The 17,528-nt window shown below is 41.4% G+C and carries 20 protein-coding genes; 1 reads left to right on the top strand and 19 read right to left on the bottom strand.

The window, feature by feature from the left end:
• The 14 genes from BV60_RS0120370 to BV60_RS0120300 form a co-directional block, all read right to left on the bottom strand.
• Window positions 1-993, bottom strand: a 993-nt coding sequence (locus BV60_RS0120370) for a MuF-C-terminal domain-containing protein (RefSeq protein WP_197029628.1), incomplete at its 3' end; no start/stop codon positions are given.
• A gap of 384 nt (window positions 994-1,377) precedes the next feature.
• On the bottom strand, window positions 1,378-1,650 hold the full coding sequence (locus BV60_RS0120365) for a hypothetical protein (RefSeq protein ID WP_029324710.1): 273 nt from the start codon (window positions 1,648-1,650) through the stop codon (window positions 1,378-1,380).
• A gap of 163 nt (window positions 1,651-1,813) precedes the next feature.
• Window positions 1,814-2,155, bottom strand: a complete 342-nt coding sequence (locus BV60_RS0120360; RefSeq protein ID WP_029324709.1) for a hypothetical protein — start codon at window positions 2,153-2,155, stop codon at window positions 1,814-1,816.
• A gap of 38 nt (window positions 2,156-2,193) precedes the next feature.
• Window positions 2,194-2,952: a ParA family protein gene (locus BV60_RS0120355; RefSeq protein WP_029324707.1), complete on the bottom strand. Its 759-nt coding sequence runs from the start codon at window positions 2,950-2,952 to the stop codon at window positions 2,194-2,196.
• A complete protein-coding gene (locus tag BV60_RS0120350) occupies window positions 2,930-3,235 on the bottom strand; it encodes a hypothetical protein (protein WP_029324705.1) in 306 nt (101 codons plus the stop codon). The genes BV60_RS0120355 and BV60_RS0120350 overlap by 23 nt, the downstream gene beginning before the upstream one ends.
• A 315-nt stretch (window positions 3,236-3,550) precedes the next feature.
• A complete protein-coding gene (locus BV60_RS0120345; protein WP_029324703.1) occupies window positions 3,551-4,249 on the bottom strand; it encodes a recombinase family protein in 699 nt (232 codons plus the stop codon).
• 190 nt (window positions 4,250-4,439) lie between these two features.
• Window positions 4,440-4,658 carry a hypothetical protein gene (locus BV60_RS0120340; protein ID WP_029324701.1) on the bottom strand — a complete coding sequence of 73 codons (219 nt, stop codon included), beginning with the start codon at window positions 4,656-4,658 and terminating at the stop codon, window positions 4,440-4,442.
• An 81-nt stretch (window positions 4,659-4,739) separates the two neighbouring features.
• On the bottom strand, window positions 4,740-5,498 hold the full coding sequence (locus BV60_RS0120335; RefSeq protein ID WP_029324699.1) for a hypothetical protein: 759 nt from the start codon (window positions 5,496-5,498) through the stop codon (window positions 4,740-4,742).
• The gene (locus BV60_RS0120330; RefSeq protein WP_029324698.1) at window positions 5,443-6,117 is read right to left on the bottom strand and encodes a terminase small subunit; all 675 of its coding nucleotides are present in this window, start codon (window positions 6,115-6,117) and stop codon (window positions 5,443-5,445) included. The genes BV60_RS0120335 and BV60_RS0120330 overlap by 56 nt, the downstream gene beginning before the upstream one ends.
• Before the next feature lie 167 nt (window positions 6,118-6,284).
• A complete protein-coding gene (locus BV60_RS0120325) occupies window positions 6,285-6,533 on the bottom strand; it encodes a hypothetical protein (RefSeq protein ID WP_029324697.1) in 249 nt (82 codons plus the stop codon).
• A 113-nt stretch (window positions 6,534-6,646) separates the two neighbouring features.
• Window positions 6,647-6,898 (bottom strand): hypothetical protein, encoded by a 252-nt coding sequence (locus tag BV60_RS0120315; protein ID WP_029324695.1) that lies wholly within the window; start codon window positions 6,896-6,898, stop codon window positions 6,647-6,649.
• A 14-nt stretch (window positions 6,899-6,912) separates the two neighbouring features.
• Window positions 6,913-7,113 carry a hypothetical protein gene (locus BV60_RS0120310; protein WP_029324693.1) on the bottom strand — a complete coding sequence of 67 codons (201 nt, stop codon included), beginning with the start codon at window positions 7,111-7,113 and terminating at the stop codon, window positions 6,913-6,915.
• Window positions 7,114-7,379: 266 nt separating this feature from the next.
• Window positions 7,380-9,623 (bottom strand): phage/plasmid primase, P4 family, encoded by a 2,244-nt coding sequence (locus BV60_RS0120305; protein WP_051656941.1) that lies wholly within the window; start codon window positions 9,621-9,623, stop codon window positions 7,380-7,382.
• A gap of 10 nt (window positions 9,624-9,633) precedes the next feature.
• A complete protein-coding gene (locus BV60_RS0120300; protein ID WP_029324690.1) occupies window positions 9,634-9,834 on the bottom strand; it encodes a hypothetical protein in 201 nt (66 codons plus the stop codon).
• A gap of 253 nt (window positions 9,835-10,087) precedes the next feature.
• Between BV60_RS0120300 and BV60_RS0120295 the strand changes: the two genes are divergently transcribed.
• Window positions 10,088-10,939, top strand: a complete 852-nt coding sequence (locus BV60_RS0120295; protein WP_029324688.1) for a hypothetical protein — start codon at window positions 10,088-10,090, stop codon at window positions 10,937-10,939.
• A 356-nt stretch (window positions 10,940-11,295) separates the two neighbouring features.
• On the opposite strand, the gene BV60_RS23335 is transcribed toward BV60_RS0120295, so the two are convergent.
• The 5 genes from BV60_RS23335 to BV60_RS23590 form a co-directional block, all read right to left on the bottom strand.
• Window positions 11,296-11,463 (bottom strand): hypothetical protein, encoded by a 168-nt coding sequence (locus BV60_RS23335; RefSeq protein ID WP_156036273.1) that lies wholly within the window; start codon window positions 11,461-11,463, stop codon window positions 11,296-11,298.
• 13 nt (window positions 11,464-11,476) lie between these two features.
• On the bottom strand, window positions 11,477-12,376 hold the full coding sequence (locus BV60_RS0120285) for a replication initiation protein (RefSeq protein WP_029324686.1): 900 nt from the start codon (window positions 12,374-12,376) through the stop codon (window positions 11,477-11,479).
• Between the two features lie 860 nt (window positions 12,377-13,236).
• A complete protein-coding gene (locus BV60_RS0120280) occupies window positions 13,237-13,500 on the bottom strand; it encodes a Txe/YoeB family addiction module toxin (RefSeq protein WP_029324685.1) in 264 nt (87 codons plus the stop codon).
• A complete protein-coding gene (locus BV60_RS0120275) occupies window positions 13,497-13,757 on the bottom strand; it encodes a type II toxin-antitoxin system RelB/DinJ family antitoxin (RefSeq protein ID WP_029324683.1) in 261 nt (86 codons plus the stop codon). Before BV60_RS0120275 ends, BV60_RS0120280 begins: the two co-directional genes overlap by 4 nt.
• A gap of 522 nt (window positions 13,758-14,279) precedes the next feature.
• Window positions 14,280-17,528, bottom strand: a 3,249-nt coding sequence (locus tag BV60_RS23590) for a hypothetical protein (protein ID WP_029324681.1), incomplete at its 5' end; no start/stop codon positions are given.

Below are 17,528 nucleotides of genomic sequence, written 5' to 3'. Positions count from 1 at the left end.
CGTCTTGAATTTCGTAATATCCTTGTCCAGAACGTCATAAGCCTTGTTGATAATGCCCTGTGGTGTATTTGAATAGTATCTGATAGCAGCGTTAAACTGTCCGCCCTTTGTGGCTGCTTCACGAGCATTAAGCATGATATTCCTTGCCTTCTGGTTATAAAGGTCGGCTGCTGCCTGATCACCATTCTTAACGGCTTCCTGTGCCATCCTCGAATAATCATAGGACGCGGTAAACATCTTATGTGCATCCTCACCGCTGAGCTTTCCAATATCAAGGTCATCACCTGTATACTGTCTGTATACCTCGTCAATGTCACGAGATACGGAATCCTGCGCCTGTGCCGCCAATGCCTTCTCATTGTCAGGGTCATACCAGAAACCGTTCTTATCCGCGAATATCCTCTTTTCCTCGTCCGTGAGCTTGTCGGTGTTCTGTAACGTCTGATGCAGCTTTGAAAGCTTCTGCCCCTGCTCGTTATAGGGGGTTCCTTCTCCTACCCTTCTTACACCTGCTTCATTAAGCGGCTTCTGTCCGCTAAGCTGTGCCCACAGATCTTCTGTAGTCATGGCGGTATCATTTGTAATCTGAGGCTTTGCAGCGTTACTGTCCGTAAATAGTTCCGCTCCGGGTATCATGTCCTGCGTGGCTTGTTTTTCAGCTGCGCGTGGTAATAGGTCTTCTAGTGTAGGAAGCGCGTTATTGATATTTTTGCCCTGTTCTGCTACATTGGAATTAAGAAAAGGATCGGCTGTCGTTTTCAGCTCGGGCAATTGTAGCCCAACGCCCGAAAGCGCATCACGGGCCTTTTCTTTATTTTCGTACAATATGTCGCTGTTTTCTAAAAGGTTCTCGATTTTATTCCTGCCATACATGGACGCAACTTCATTAACGTTACCCATATGACTGTCTTTATCCATATGGATTGGCGCTATAACGGGATTACCCTTATTATCAATCAGATTAGTCATTACTATGCCGCTAAACCAACGCATTTAAAGCCGTTTCTAGCCCTTTTACCCTCTCGCCCATATAAATTACCGTTACGGAATAAATACCTGCCTTATTGCCTTCTGTGCACTCACATCATCCCATATTACGGACTTCCTCTGACTCCAAGGGGGGCAAAAAGGCCCTTTTAGGGAGAATTTTTATATAAAATTTCGGACGGGGCATATATATATATTATTAATAATAATTCCTTACTGATACCGGGGGGGGGAGGGGTACCCGGCTTCCTGGATCCGGAATCAGGACACGGAACAGGAATCCTGCCAGACAGCCGTAAAATACTCAAAAAAAATAAAAAAATAAAAAAAAATAAAAAATAAAAAAAATAAAAAAATAATTACAAACAAACATACAACATCATCATATGATCATAGCCTAGCCCTACAGATACAGTAGGCATCATACAACCTTAACCCCTCACATCTGGTACACAGTCCTACTGCATCCTTATATATCTCTGATGCAAGTAAGCTATGTCTGTTAGGATAATCACCAAGCAATAGTATCTTGTTAATATCTTCCTCAACTAATCTAGTCATCTTCATATCAAGACACTTGGCTGCTGCCTTATCTATCTTGGCCTGCTGCCTACGTTCATTCTCTGTAACGATACCATTACAAATATCAAACAATATACCCATCACATATCCTTAATGACTTATATAAGTCTTATGCAATTCATCACATAACAAATGACCTGCTGTTCAAGTTACAGGAAACAATTGGGAGTCACCTTAGCTAAACCGTAAACAGTAGGTCATTACACATATTATACAATATTCAGTTATATAAGTCTTATATAAGTTATCTCTGTTCTTTCAGATCCTCAAAGGTCTGTCTGTTCTTCTTCATATCCTTATCAATCAGCCTGTGGATATACTTCGTTATGGATATGTTCTCAGCTTCTGCCATTACTGATACATACTCTTTATAGTTGGTCTTTATTTCCTCAGTCAGCACCGGATGTCCTTTAGTTCCTGGCATGGTCTTCCTGATGATCATATCCAGATTGTAATAGTCACCCCTTGGCTTCTTAAAGGGCTTGGCTTCCCTCTGCTTGTGCTTGCTTTCCTTTACCTGTTCAGTCATTCCGCTTAGCATATCAAATGTACTGTCAAGGTCTGCTGTTTTCTTCTTTAACGACATATACCACCTCTTAATGACTTGTATAAGTATTATATAAGTTATCCCTTGATAAACTCGTCAATAAACGCCTCATAGTCCTTTGTAGCCGTAGCGTTCGGCTTATCATCAAATAGGTTTGTTCTTTCCAGGGCAGCTTCACCGACTGCGATAGTATTCCGGATGACAGTCTTATATATCTTGGTCTGCATCTTACTGGCTACCTTCTCAAACTGAGGATAAAGGACCTCATAAAGGTTAGTCCGGTCATTGACTCTCGTTATAAGGATACCTGCCACCTCAAGATCCGGATTGGTATTCTCTCTTATATCCTCAATGAATCCGTAAAGCTGATTGACTCCCTGCAGGGCGTATACTTCTGCCTGCATTGGGATTATTACCATGTTGCTGCATGTCAGGGCATTTTCATTCATAACGCCAAGAGTAGGCGGCGTATCAATAATACAGTAATCATAATCAGCCTCTAAGGGTTTAAGAGCTTTGTATAACATCTTCTCCCTTCCAAGCTGAGTGAATGTCCTGTCAGCTGCTGCCAAGTCAATCCCACCAATAAGGATGTCCATATGCTCATTTAAGGTAATCAATACGGACTTTACATCCTTTTGACTGCTGAAAACGTCATACAGAGTGCCATTCATATTAAGCAGGTCAACGTTAGCAGTAAATCCAAGATTTGCCTGTGGGTCAATGTCCACTAAAAGGACCTTATAACCCTTCTTGGAAAGTCCTACTCCCATATGCCATGCCGTGGTAGTCTTGGCAACTCCGCCCTTCTGGTTAGTAATCGTTATTATCTTCATTTTTCTCCCCTGTCCTTATCTCGTCTTTAAGGACTGACAGCTTAGTCATGACCTCATTGACGTTATTATTCATTTCAAACAGATAATCACAGATAATTACAAACAGATTAGCGTTATTAGGATGGTTATATCTGAGATGTATCATATTCTTTTCATCAAGCACGTTACAGGAAAGATAAGCACTGCTGCCTAAAAGTTCCACTACGGTGCGTACCTTATCAAGGTCAGCACTTATTTTAAATGTCAGATCCTGAGCGTCTAAAAGTACATTTGTTTTTTCCATTCTTTAATACTCCTTTTCAATAAAAAAATTCCCACAATGTACCACAAAAAGCCATGGTACGTCATGGGTTCAATAGTGTGGTGGTGTTTATTGACTTATATAATACTTGTATAAGTCATTTTACAGATAAGTGTTAACAGTTTCAACCCTTACACTTGGTAGGCAATAATATATTATGCTAAAATATATGCATCCGTTCTTTAATACTGTGGTGGTGTTAATACGGATATGGAAGCTGTTAGGTTCGTCCTGCAGCTTCTTTAACGTTACGGAATAAAAAAGAGCCTACCTTGTTAGGTAAGCCCTTAGTTCTGGTTAACATATAGCGGCGTTAATCTCGTCTATTATTTCCTTCTTGTATTTGTAATATGAATTCCTGCTGATACCTGTGAGCTTGATGCACTCAAGGTCGTTAAGCTGTCCGTCAAAGTCCCTGCTGTGCTTCCTGATCAGTTCCTTGGCTGCTATTGATTTCTTGGTTACAAGTTTTGTTCCTGCCTTATGTCCTATTACCTTGCCGTTAAGTCTGGCTGTCTCTATGCCTTCCTTTGTCCTTTGGTGCAAGTCGCTAACCTCTTTTTCTGCCTGTTCAAAGGCTATTCTAATCTGCTTTTCTGCTAACTTCCTAAAGTAATTATTTAGGCCCTTAAAGATTTCATCTTCATCAGATCCGGTAAGAGCTATTTTATCTTTAGTGTTCTCTAAGTATGTATCTGTATCAATGTAATGTTCTTTAAGGAATACAAGCGTTACGCCTCTATCCAGTAATTCAAAGTATGTCTTAACGCCTTCATCTGCGTTACGGCTCATACGTGATACAGAATCAAATATAATCGTATCACCTTCCCTGACTGCCTTATAAAGCTTGTTCCATTCCGGACGGTTTATTTTGGTTCCGGTGTAAGCTTCCTGCCTGATCACTGCCTCAGGATATTTAGCCTGGATATTCCTTATCTGTCTTTCAATACTCTGGGTTCTTCTTGATATTCTGCAATAACCGTATATCGTACACATAACATTGTCTCCCTTCTCTAATTGGTGTGGTGGTGTATTAAAAGTGACGTTCGTTTACTTTTGTATTTACACCATACACCAAAAAAGAGTTTTATGTCAATAGTTTTAATACACTTTTGTACACCCTCACTTTTTATACTGTGCTATGTGCTTTTTATATGCTTTGTTATTGCGTTACGAGAATATGAAGTTAACCGTTCACTGCATCCATTAACATATCATTGACTGCTGCCGTAACGCCCATTCTGTAGCATAACAGACTTATAAGCGTTAACTGGCTTGGCTTTCCACCGTTACGGACACAATCCGCATACAGACATCTAAATTCTCCGTTACTGTCTGCAAGCCTCTTAAGTTCCTCAACATTTGCCTTACTGCTTCCCTGCTTCTGAATCTCTGAATTAGTCATATCCCCTGCCCCCCTTCAATGTCTCACACTGTTTTACTGCACAGAATGACCACCTAAGCTGCTGCCCGGTGGTCTTAACTGTCATTCCTCGTATATGTCGATACCGTACATATCCTTATAAAGTTTTCTCTGTCCTTCATCCGGTGGGATCCTGAGTTTCTTTTCCACCGCTACCCTGTCTTTTATCTCGTCCTTTTCCAGAATCACCACAAACGGTTTGTCTGAATATAGATACTGATACTCTGTCTGATATGCAGGTTCTTCAAGTAGATACTCCCCGTTGTCCTTATACTCCTTAAATCTGCCCATGACTGCGTTACTGTAATGATTTCTCAGCAGTTTAAGCTCTCCCCGGTTAAGTATTCCCACCTCGCCCATGAAATCAAATTCACTAAACTTCATGAAATCATAGCCCACAAGGAACATTGAAAAGACGTTTTTCCATTTGTCGTTAAGGAATTCCCACGGTCTTGACTGTTTTATCAGCATATAGACAGCGAATTTCTTTTCCTCGTTAAGGTTTTCATAGGTATAGATGTCATCCTGACTGCTGCCTGCAGGTAGTTCCTTAGGTGTGCTAAAATCTTTAGGCGTTACGCGAATGACCTTATCAATAGGGAATCCCGGTAAAGGGTAGCAGGGATTTATTGGAACCGTCTCCCTTGGGTGCTTGTATCTGTTCTTCAGATAATCAAAGTAGACTCTGTAAGGCAGACCATATTCTGTAAATGCCTGCTTGGATTTCCTATGCCATTCAAGAGCCAGGATCTTGTCAGTATCCTCATTATTCTTTTTCGCTAGCGCTATCTTTGCTTTCAGTAATTGTTCTTCCGTCAACATCCTTTGTCTCTCCCGTTACTGGAACGAATCTCTTTTCCTGATCATCCCATACTAAGCCACTGTTAGTTATCTCCTGCTCAATCTGACTCTGTTCACTATTAATGACTGTGCTTGTGGCCGTTATCTTGAATTCATTTGTATTGATATAGTTGTGATTATTAGCGGAATCAAACATATAAAGGACGGGTGCCATTTTGCCGTTAAGGGCTAGTTCCTTCTTGCCGTGTGCTATGATGTTCTTGAAATAGTCGATAGTCTTTTTCCACTCACCGCCGCGCTTCTCATATTCGAATATGGTCATTCTGGTAGTGCCAAGATATACCGCCCATCCTTCAATATCTGGTATGAGCTTCTGACCTTCCTCAAGGTCCTTGTTAACCTCGTTACAGTAGTCTAAGTAGTCTATGCTTTCCTGCGTGAATCTTTTTAAGCCTTCTTCTGTAGGTTCATACTTAAACGGCATACCGCCTGTTCTTTTAAGACTGTACAAAGCAAGGTCAAGGGCTCCGGTCATATCGCCTGTCTTAAGGTCCTTACATTGTCCGCGCTTATGATTTAATGAGCTTGTTTTCTTATATTCTAAAAGTTCTTCTCTTGTAGGTTTCTTGCGTCTTCCCATGTTTATTATACCTCTTGATGACTTATATAAGTCTTATATAAGTGAAGTTAGTAGTTTTTGAGGCCTTTTTGTGTAAATTTTGGATGGTCTCACCGTCCTTACAACCGCCCCCTTTTCAACTTTTCTCCCCTGCCTTTTTCTCCCTTTTTTCTCCTCTTTTCGCTCCCTTATCCTGCTGCCCTCTTTTCTCCCCTGTTAAGGTTGGCTATGCAGTCGCCCATATCCATAAGGAACCGACTAAAGGTACTGCGCATCCGTTCGTCGTCAATGGACTGTATAAAGCTGTCTGATGCTTCCACCCATTTAGTCCATATGTCTTCACTGTCATGTGGTCCACAGTCCTTAATCATTTTTAATAGCCTGTAGCTCTCGTTTATCCTGTCGAATACTTCTGTTTTAAATTTAAGGTCGTTCATCCTTCCATCCTTTCAGGAATAAGCCAGCAGTTACGAATATGAGTACAAGGGCCAGCCGTCTGTTAATGCGTTCCAGTCTGGCCATATCTGCCTCATGTTCAATGAATGGTATGTTAGTCATCCTGGTAAGCTCCTTTCATGGCGTTACGGATAAGGTCAAAGTCCGGGTTATCTATTCTGCGGTTATAGCTTGGCTTGTCCCCGTAGTGCCTTCCGTTATATTTTCCAAGGAACACGTTACGGACGGTCATATCTGATGTACCGATAGCCGCGCCTATTCCCTTGAATGTAGGTTTTCTGTGTCTGGTCCTGCAGTCGTTAAGGTAATGATCAATAGATAAAGTCAGCTCGTCTGTTCTCAGCATAGTCACCACCTCGCTTAATGTATGCACAGATAATAGCATTGGGTTGTATTATCTGGGTTTGACTTATACGGTCCGCTGTCCACATTCCTTCCGGATCCGTTTATATATGTTCCTTCGGTGTAGTTATACAGCTCACAGTTTTTACAGTCATATTCGATATGCTTCTTGGTTCCACACAGTGAGCAGTAATACTCTTTATTTTCCCCAATTAACATGTCTTTTCACCTCGCTTTCATGAAAAGCGGTAAAAAGGCGGTATTTTTACATCACCAAGGCGGAATTTTCTCCGCCCCCTTGAGCCCAGTGTTTATCAGCGTTTCAGCCTCAAAGCGGTATATGCGGTATTAATTTTTCTATATCTTTATATATTTTTATTTTTTAATTTTTTATTTTGATTTAAAAAAAATACCGCTTTTACCGCCTATATAGTGTAAAGCTAGATAAATACTGGCTTTATAAGGGCGGTACTTCATTCCGCTTACTACCGCCCACTACCGCTTTTTGCTTCAAATGGGACTAAAATATCATCTGCAGGTTCAAAATCCCTCTGCTTTTCCTTAATGCCTCTGTATACATTCACGTTACGGCTTGCCCCTATGTTGCCTCTGTTGCAGATAATTCCGTATGACTCAAGGCGCCCAGGCAAATTCTTCTTTTCTACTGCCTTAACGCCCTCATTTGCCTTAGCCCACACTGCATAATCACGGTCAAATGAGCTTCTTGATACTCTGTCGTTATATTCCTGGGTTATCTCGTAATTCTCGGTAATGAATCTGTATACATTGTCTGAAGCTTTCCGGTATTCATCCCTTGCCCTATTAACAGCTTCTGACTCTGTGAACACATAGCCGTTATCAATAAGCCTGTGCAGTCCTTCAATAGCCCACTCCATAATTGCAGGGAGTTCCTTCTGCAGCTTCTGGTCTAAGCAGGCATCTTTATCTGTTTCTTTGATATGATGCTCACATGGTATGATCAGCAGTCTGTTAAACAGATGCTCTCCCTTATCATCTGAGAAGTAAGGCAGTCCGTTACAAGCAAACATAAAGCCGCCGTTATAGTAGAATGATTGAGACTGTTTATTCTTTTCTTCTACTTTCAACACACCACCGCCAGTAATGGCTTTAAATATACTGCTATCTTTAACGGTAGTATTTGACTCATCATCACATATGATCATTCGACAATAAGGCAGTGAACCCAGAATGAATTTGTTATCCGGCGTTAGCTCTGTAAGTTTTATGGGTGCCACCTTGTCCACTCCGTAAAATGATGAGATAAGCCTTAAAAAGACAGATTTCCCACTATCACCAAGGCTGCTCAGTAATACTAAAGCTTTTTTTATCCTCATAAGAGGGATATTACTTAAAGTGAATCCTGCATATTCCTGTAGGACCTTCATCTGATCATAGTCAACATGTCCGTCCGGTTTGGTGCATAGGTCTGTAATGTACTTGTCAAAGGTCGGTTTCTTGTTCTTCCCCGGTTCATAATCAAAGTCAAACTGAAATGTACTGAGTACATACTGGTCATGCGGTATAAGCTGCCTCGACTCTATGTCATATAGTCCGTTACGGAAATTGATATAACGGTCATCAGTATTAAGGTCATTAATGGAATATGTGTTATTTATGGTCATTGATAGCTGGGCTAATACATCATTTATGATGTGCGTGGTAGCCTTTGCCGGTGGGATATAATTCCTGACCATTGCCGCCATGATAGGCTTATTAGCGAGCTTGTATGCTCCGTTAATGTATAGATATGTTGCGTCCTTATCCTCAGTAACATTTCTGATGATGATATACTGCTCATTTTCCTTAATAGCTTCTGAAAGCAGACCGGAATTGATACGCCCGTCCTTGGGGCTTACCCATGGTGCAAAATATTCTTCAGCGTCTCCTATCATTCCCTTAAGGCCTTCGACTGTTCCGCTTTCGCTCTGCAGATAATCAGTAACGTCTCCCTTATCCCTCTGGGACGGAGTAACGACCTTTACTGAGTATGCATAACGTCTTACATCCTTCCAGATCTTATTAGCAAGGTCCTTCCCTGCCTGGTCGTTATCCCTGAGGATGACCACCCTCAAGCCCTTGAAATACTTTGCATACTCCTTCTGCCAGTCCTTAGCGCCGCCTGCAGTGATAGCGCATCCGAATCCGTTACCTATTTTCCGTAACGTCTCCACATCCTTTTCACCTTCCACTATGAATACCTGCTGTGCCTTATCCTTGAATCTCAGGAATTCCGGTAGTCTGTAAAGAACATGCTTTAGGTTATCCGGGACCTTCTCACATGTATCAGCTGAATGGTCTATTTTGTAGTAACGGATAAGTTTACCCTCAATGCTTCCGCCCTCGATCCTGAGCTTGGAATAGAGATATTTTCCATTTTCATCCCTGTAACGGTATTCATCCGTCACCCTTACGCCTTCGCCGTACTTCTGGGAAAAGCCATATAGCAGCCTGTCATAACATGTAAGCCTGGGCTTCTCGCTCCCTATGTCTGCATAGCTGAGTCCTGCTGCCTGCAGAATCCCGTCAAGGTCACATCCTGCAAAACAGTTAATAAGGATCTTCCCACTATTTGAAAGCGATATTCCAAGGCTCTGCTCTTTGTCGTTATGGCAGGGACAGCAGGCCTTATATGACTCAGTAATGCCTTCCTTACATGTTCCGCGCCGCACTCCCCTAAAATGCCTTAAAACTTCGTTAATATCGGTCATACCTGCCCCCTTAAGAATTTGCTTTGATTATCCTGTCTATTGCGTCCAGGATCCGCTCACGGTGTTTGTTATCAAGGGGCTGAGCTAACCACGCTGATAAAGTACACTTATGCACCCCACATTCAAGAGCAAGGTCATAATGCCTTATCCCACGGCGTTTAAGTATCTCCCTGATGTCTGAGTTTCTTACTTCGCGCTTAATCTTTTTCATTTTTCTTGGCTCCTTGTGTTCGTTACGGCTATTGAATCTCCCAAATGCTTTAAATACTCGTTTTCTGCCCCGTTGAATAGCCGTTTAACCCACATTTTTACTAGATTTTTAATGTTTTACCCTTGCAAGGTTGTTGTTGATATAAATAAATGATAATATAGTTTTTGAGGAAATATAATTCCTTTATAGTTCATATTTACACATCAATAACAGTTGGTATTAGGAAACATATTTCTTAAACGGGAGTCACAGTATGAAAAAGAAAAAAGAGATACAAGCCCTCATTGATGACATGAGGCAGGAAAGAAAAGAAAATAAGGACTGTCTGGACACAGAAAAGCAGAAAATATTCCATGAACGGATGGACGCACTTCTTAGCCAGTACGGAATCATTCAGAACAGGACACTGACAAGTTTTAAAACAGAGATTGCTAATAAGATCTATGCTACAGATAGGACCGTATCAGACTATATTCTTGGGAAAAAGCCCTGCTCACCTGCTGCCTTGATAGCAATAGCGGACTACTTCTCTACTCGCACTGACAAGGACGGTAATATCAATATTATCTCCGTAGACTACCTGCTTGGCCGTACTGATCACACATCACTTGGTAACGAATATATACATGACGTTACCGGACTAAGTGACAAGGCAATTGATAAGCTCCGCTGGATGAATAATTTTGACAGGACATTACGTTACGGAGTGATGCAGGGGGCTATAGATGCTTGGAATTCTGTATTTCTTGCGCTTAAGGTTCCCGTAATCAATGCCCTGATTACTTCAAAGAAATTTGTAAATTTCCTGGATGCATTTAAGCGTTATACATGGTCTGACTCACATTACAATTTAGCCATGAAACAGGATGAAAAATATTTCGCAATTGACGGGCAGCTTGTTCTTTTTGCTGAGGATCCTGAGGACAATATACCTGTAAATGTTGATACATCTTTTCTCAAGGCAGTTGCTAAAAATCAGATGAATATGGACCTTGATAGTATGTCCAGAGCATGTAATAGGGACAAAGAAATATTTGCAGAATGGTACGCTCCAATATATGCAGCTGAGGCACAAAAGAAGAATGATAAAAAACAGAAAAAATGACTCGCCCCAAAAATGGGGTCAGTTAATAAAATGGGACTCCGCATTTCTGTGGGGTCCTTAAATTTTTGCCTGCTGCCGTGTATATACACAGGCGAATCTTGCTCTTGTATTTCCGTAACGCCTTCCAGGGTTTTTAGGGCTTTCCCTAACAAGTTTTTGGGATGGTGTCTATACACCTCCCTATGCTTGCTATAGATAACTAATGTTCAAATCTATACATAAGGGATAGAGCAAGATGCGCCCATGTCCGTACATTGTTCAATCTTGCTTGGAGTTCCCCCAAACCCATTTGGCAAAAATAAAAAAGGCTAGGTGTTAAAAACCTAACCTTTCATTTTTGCAGCTTTGATACTTTTTCAATTTTCCTTGTTGGAAATCTCCACAAGTTTTATTGCTTCAATGTCTTGCTTCAATTGTGATTTTTCGTAGTTCAGCAATCTTGCAAATGTATCAATGTTGTTATCATCCACATTCTGATAAATTGCATTTAGCAATCTTTCTACTCCATGTTTTTTTTCTTGCATAGCCCCATCCCTTTCATAAAAATTCTTCCAATGTCATTTGTCTGTCCAGATCATCATTAACGGCTTTTATTTTTATATCGTTTTTTCCTTTTTCTGTTCTATGCCAATATCCGGCTTGGCTTTCAATCAGGAAATCAAATCCGGCTATTGTTCTTCCATCCTTGTATGGTGTAGCTGAAATATGATAATTCGATTTTTGGTTTATTTCCTTCAAAGCCGTATCAATAACCTTTGCTTTAAAGTTAGAATATCTTTCAAACTTATCCGTTGTATCTGTTACTTTTCTAATTTCCTCAATGCTTATCGAAACCTCAATAGCTACATCAGCGTGTGGCAAATTATTTTCATTCATGTAACCATTCAATATTTCATAAATTCTGATAGCATAAACAGAATTTAAGCTTAAAATTTCTGAAAGCCTATACCTGGTAAAGTTACCACGTAGCCCAACAAGAAACGGCTTCAATTCGTCAGATATTTTTATTGTTATCTTTCCTTTTTCGTATTCGCATACATCAACCCAATGGAATTTTTTCCATTTATCATTTACCTTATCGCCTATAAAAATCACTTCTTGCATCAAGTGAGTAGACATTGTATCAAGTTCACGATATAGGGTTTTAACGCTCATTTCCAAAGCTTTAGCCATTTCCTTAATATCAACTTCAAATTGATATAGTTCTTTATCGCCCTTCTTGGTTTGCATTATGATAAACCGCAATAGCTTTAATTCGTTTAGATTCAGCTTGCTTGCGCTATGCAATATCATGGAATTAGCCATAACAACATAGTTGTTTGTATCAAATGTTACTTCCTGGCGGTATATGCTTTTTTGTACCGCCTTAAAATTGCTTTCGTATCTCTCCAGGCGTTCTTGCCTTGATAAGCCATCATCCTTTTTTCTTCTTCCCATTGTTCAACCCCCAATAGGTATATTATACATTTAAACCACCAATAATCAATATGGTGGTTTTTAGGTGATAAAAGGTGGTTTTTAATGACTGCTATTGTTTAGTATTGGGTGCCTATACACGCCATTTATCGGTATTCTCCACCCTTAAAAGGGCGTTTTCTACTAAAGGTGGTTTTTTCTATCAAAGGTGGTTTTATTTTCTACTAAAGGTGGTTTTTCAGCTACCAAAGACAGCTTATAGGCATTGTATTACTGTTAGGGTTTAAACCATTTACATATAGGTGCTAGATAATACTTGTTAGGTATGGAAAAATCAGGCATTTTTCTACTAAAGGTGGTTTTATTTTCTACTAAAGGTGGTTTTTCGTCTACTAAAGGTGGTTTTTCAAAAGTGCAGTTTTCCGCATAACCACGCTTAAAACTTCCATTTTCGTTATTCCCTAATAGTATTAATAGATTAATAGTTCCTTATTATTCTTTTATAGGATTTTCACCTCCAAAAGGTCGTTATTTTGACAAGCTGGTCTAAGTGTCATAGTTAGGTATCAATATGTCATAGTATCCCAATTACTCGTTGCTAATCTGAAACGTAAAAAAGTCCCAATAAACTTTAATAGTAGGAAGTCAGAAATAGGAAGTCATACCCGGAAAAATAGGAAGTCAATGTCTCATAACGGATAGGAAGTCAATCTGAAGTCAAACTCAGCTTCAAAATGCCATTCGTGGGCTTGGTTATGGGATTTCTTATAACGTTACGGAGTATGACTTATATGCATATTAGGAACCGGATCATGAGCTGTTCAATTCCAGATAATTACACCCAGTAAAAAAGGACCATCCTTCTGGACAGTCCTAAGTGATTATTTATCCTGGTAATGTGTTCTGCATTGTGCAATCTCAAGTCCTGCATCTGAGATACAGAATACAAGTCTGTTCTTTTCGTCTATGTGTACGCTCCAAAATCCGCTAAGATCTCCCTTAAGTGGTTCCGGTTTTCCTTTGCATTTATATCCGTTACGGTCAATGTCTTTTAACAGGCTATTGATTTTCTTTAGCGTTTTCTTGTCCTGAGTCTGCCAGTATAAATAATCGTCCCATGCATCATCAGACCATATCTTTTTCATTTGGTCACCTCAATGATGTCATGCTCTTTTCCTTTACCTTCGCGCAACTGTTTAACGGATCTCCTGAGTACCTTCATGTTTTCGTCACTGTAGAAATGGTCTGCCTTGACTTCAAAAGGCAGCTTCTGTTCACGTATAACGCTTTTGACAAACATATTGATAGCTACTGTAACGTTAAGCCCTGTCTCTTTACAGAAATTCTCAAACAGCTTCTTGTCTTCGTCATTTACTCTTACACTGATTGTAGATTGTGCCATAACTGCTATCTCCTTTCATGTATATATTATATATCGGCTTGTAAGTAAATAGCAATACAGTGTATTACAATATGTTTTCAACATCCTGTTATAAATGCCTCTGAGCATATACCCATACGCTTATATTTTGACCGCTGCCCGTGTTTTATTTCCGTTAACGGACAAATTATCGTTTTAAACCTAAAGTGCCTAGAATCGCCTTTAAATGAGTTTTAAGGGCATATATAAAATACATCAATCTTTTTGATTAAATAAAATCAATATACGCCTGCTGCCTGATTATAGTTCCTGATCAGTAAGGGTATGGCTGTCCGATACCGGGGCAGGGGATGTATGACTTTCGACTTGATATGAGGCAGGAAGTTTTAAAGATGACTTATACAAGACTTATATAAGTCATTATTCCGTAACGCCTTATTATTACTGCGTTAACAGTTATGATGTTTTAGATATTTAAAGGCAGTCAAAAAGGGCATATCTACTTGAGATATACCCTTATGACTTATATAAGACTTATATAACTTATCTGTACGGGTTCTTAGCCTTTGTGCCGTTAAGCATATCGAAATAATCTGCCCTCTGGCTCTTGTCTATCGTACCAAGTTTAACGAGCTGTTCAATGTATGCCTTCGTCTCGTCCTTGGTATTTCTTCCGTTACCGTTTGTGTCAGTCTCCTTATACATCTGCAACCATGTATTATCCGGTACGCCCAGGCTCTGTGCCTTCTGATAGCCCTTGGAATCGTGAAGATTATAGGTCTTGCCGCCAACGTTCACCGACCATGAGCCTGCATCCGGTAAATCATAGTTAGCACTGGGGAGACTGTTGCCAGGGTCAAGAGGATCATATGTCTTTCCTGCCTTTGCTTCTTCACGCATGGCCTGTTTAGCTTTAAGCTTCGCATCCATTGTGGCATTACCTGTGGGATTATCAAGCTTTATATCTGCCTTGCTTCCAGTATAAGAGCCAGTCTTATTATCCGTTACGGTCTGACTCTGTGTTGCTCCCTGCTCTGGCTTCTTGGCTTTCCATGTACCATCTTCAAGAGTGGGAATCTTTGTCTTGTCCTTTGGATAATAGTCCTTGATAAGGGCCGCTGCGTCCTTTTCGCTTACATGGTTAGCGTTAAGGTAATCAATAAATTCTCCCTGCGCTATGGACTGATTACCGTTAGCGTCAAGCTTCTTATAGGTCTCTGCAAACTGTTCCACGCTAAGATCCGGATTACCTTCCAGGGCGTCATAGTATGCCTTCTGTGGTGCTGAATATCCAAGTCCTATATCCTTGAGCTGCTGTGCCGCGTCTGCTTTCTTCTGGGCACCTTCTGTATCACCGCTTTCAATACTTTCCTGTATCTCGGCTGCAGCCGCACTGTTCGACCTTACGCCTGCTGCCTTGGCTGCACTGTCACCTATAACGGAATCAATGACAGCTCCTGCACCGCCTTCCTTGTATGCATCAATAAGCGCCTGATTGGACTTACTGGGGGCTTTAAGTCCCATCTCGTTAAGTGAATAAGCCTTTGCGAATCCCTTAAGTTTGTTATAGGCTTCCGTCTTGGTATCTCCGTCCAGTTCCGCATATCCTTCGGAATCCATGAAGTTCTCAGCCAGTTCATGCTTAAGGCTTCCCGTGGTCTTCTGGTACTGTGTCCACTCTTTATCGGTCATCTTATGGTCATCAACCTTTGACTCTTTACTGTCGGTCATTCCAAAATTAAGCACCTTAGGATCCTTGACCTCGCTATACAGGCTCCTTAATTCTTCGTCTACACGGTCATGCTGATCGGTGGTAGTGTCTAACGGATTAAGGAAATTATTGGCGAATCTTCCAAGGGCCCCGTTACCGTAATCCTGTACCTTTACCTCGTTACCCCATGAATCAATCTGAGGCTCATTGGTAAGGAATCCGCCTATCTTGGAAAGTGTCTCGTTATCGCTTCCCTCAAGCTTCTCACCTGCTTCCTGCAGGAATGGAATCTTTGTCTTGAGGTAACGTCCCTGCTGATCAAATGCTCTGCTGAACGTTCCCTGCTTGTCGGTGTAGGATGTCCGTTTTGTATCATCAATGGTCTTTTCTGCCTTTGCTCCAAGTGTAGGAAGCATCTGGCTTACGTAGTTTCCTGCTATCTTGGTTCCTACCTGTGCTGCCATATCAACCGGATCTTCTGAATACCTTGCCGCTGACATTATGTCGCTGATACCCTTAAGCAGCGTCATGTCCGTAACGGTGTTTCCGATAGTTGCAAGGCCTGTGAATATTGTGTCTACTGCTCCTGCTCCGTCACCGTCCTTGTTATTCCTCATTGTCTCGTACATCACCGCGCCTTCAAGCAGCGGAATGGCTGAGGGCGCAAACTGCGATATATCAATATAGTTGTCACCTACATGCATTGTAAGGCGCTTAATGCCGCGCTTCTCGTTAAACTTGTTTTCTTCCTCGTCTCCGTTACCGATAGTGATTATCCCTTCATGTGCAAGCAGGGCACCGAATCCTACCATTCCCGTACCTGTAAGGGCCTTTGAAAGCTTATCTATGTATTCAGTTCCCTTCATGGTCCCTTTTTTCAGCTTCATGGTATCTGCAGCAACGTTAAGGAATTCTGCAGGGGAATACTCCCATCCCTGTGCAAGGATGTTGGACGGAGTCTTTACGAATGGCATTGAGGCATTTGCCACGTTACCAAGGGTCCTCATGCCTGCCTTGTCACTGTCTCTTAGGTTCTTAACGCCCTGACTCCACCAATTTGCAAAGGCGTTGGACTGGTGGAAAGTTGCCTCATTCGCCTGCTTAAGAGCATATTCCCTAGCCTGTGCAAGCAGTTCCTTACTTGCATCATCAGTGGCGTTAAATATGCCAGAATCGGCTCCGTTCGCCTTAAGGAATCCTGCTAAGGATGTCTGATACTTGGCTTTACCAAACAATGTGTCCTCAGCGTCAAGAAGATACTCATTAGCTCCTGTAAGCTTGTTAAGGACTTTTCCAAGACCTTTGTCCTTCCATACGTCCCCGGCGTTCTCAAGACTTCGCTCAACATTAATGTATTTGTTTCCTGCCTGCTTAAACTGTCTGTAGGCGTTACTGTCGAAATCATCACCTGCAAGCTTTATAAGGCTTCTGTCTGCACTATCCAGGGCGTTAAGGATTGACTTGGTACGTCCGCCATCCAGTCCGCCACTTGCTTTAGTAGCGCGGTCAGCTGCTGCCTCGATAACTGCACTAAGGTTATTCTTTAAGCCTGTAAGGATGTTGTTCTGTGTATTGCCTGCCATGTTCCTTATGTGCGTCAAAGGCGCTGAAAGCATTGAGAAGTAACGCCAAGCGTCCACCTTATCTCTGAAACTCTTACCGTCTGCAAGGTCATTGGCAAGTAAGGTATAAGCGTCCTGTTCAAGCTTGTAATACTGTTTGCTGTTAATGCCGTACTTCTCAGCTTCGTCAAATATATCAAGGACCTTATCAAGAGTCTCAGGCTTTACGCCAAATGCTCCCATTGAGAACATGTCTATCTGCTTTGCTATATCACCTGCATACTTGCTGTTAATGAGCGCATCAATCTCCGTAGCGCTAAGATCACTAAGGGTGTTCCTCAGCTCCTTGTTATTTGTATTCTTGCTGATTTCATCCAGTGCGTTTATTACCTGGCTCCTTAAGCTCTCCTTTGCCGCTTCGTCCGTTCCGGTCATTATGGCGTCTGTATCAATGTCCTTAAGTCTTCCTGCAAGCTGTTTGGATACTTCGTCAATGCTTCCGGAAAGCTTGGGATTATT

The sequence above is a fragment of the Butyrivibrio sp. AE3004 genome, assembly GCF_000703165.1.
Classification (GTDB): Bacteria; Bacillota; Clostridia; order Lachnospirales; family Lachnospiraceae; genus Butyrivibrio.
The sequence above is the reverse complement of the archived record's forward strand: the minus strand, read 5'-3'. Positions and strand labels throughout refer to the sequence as shown.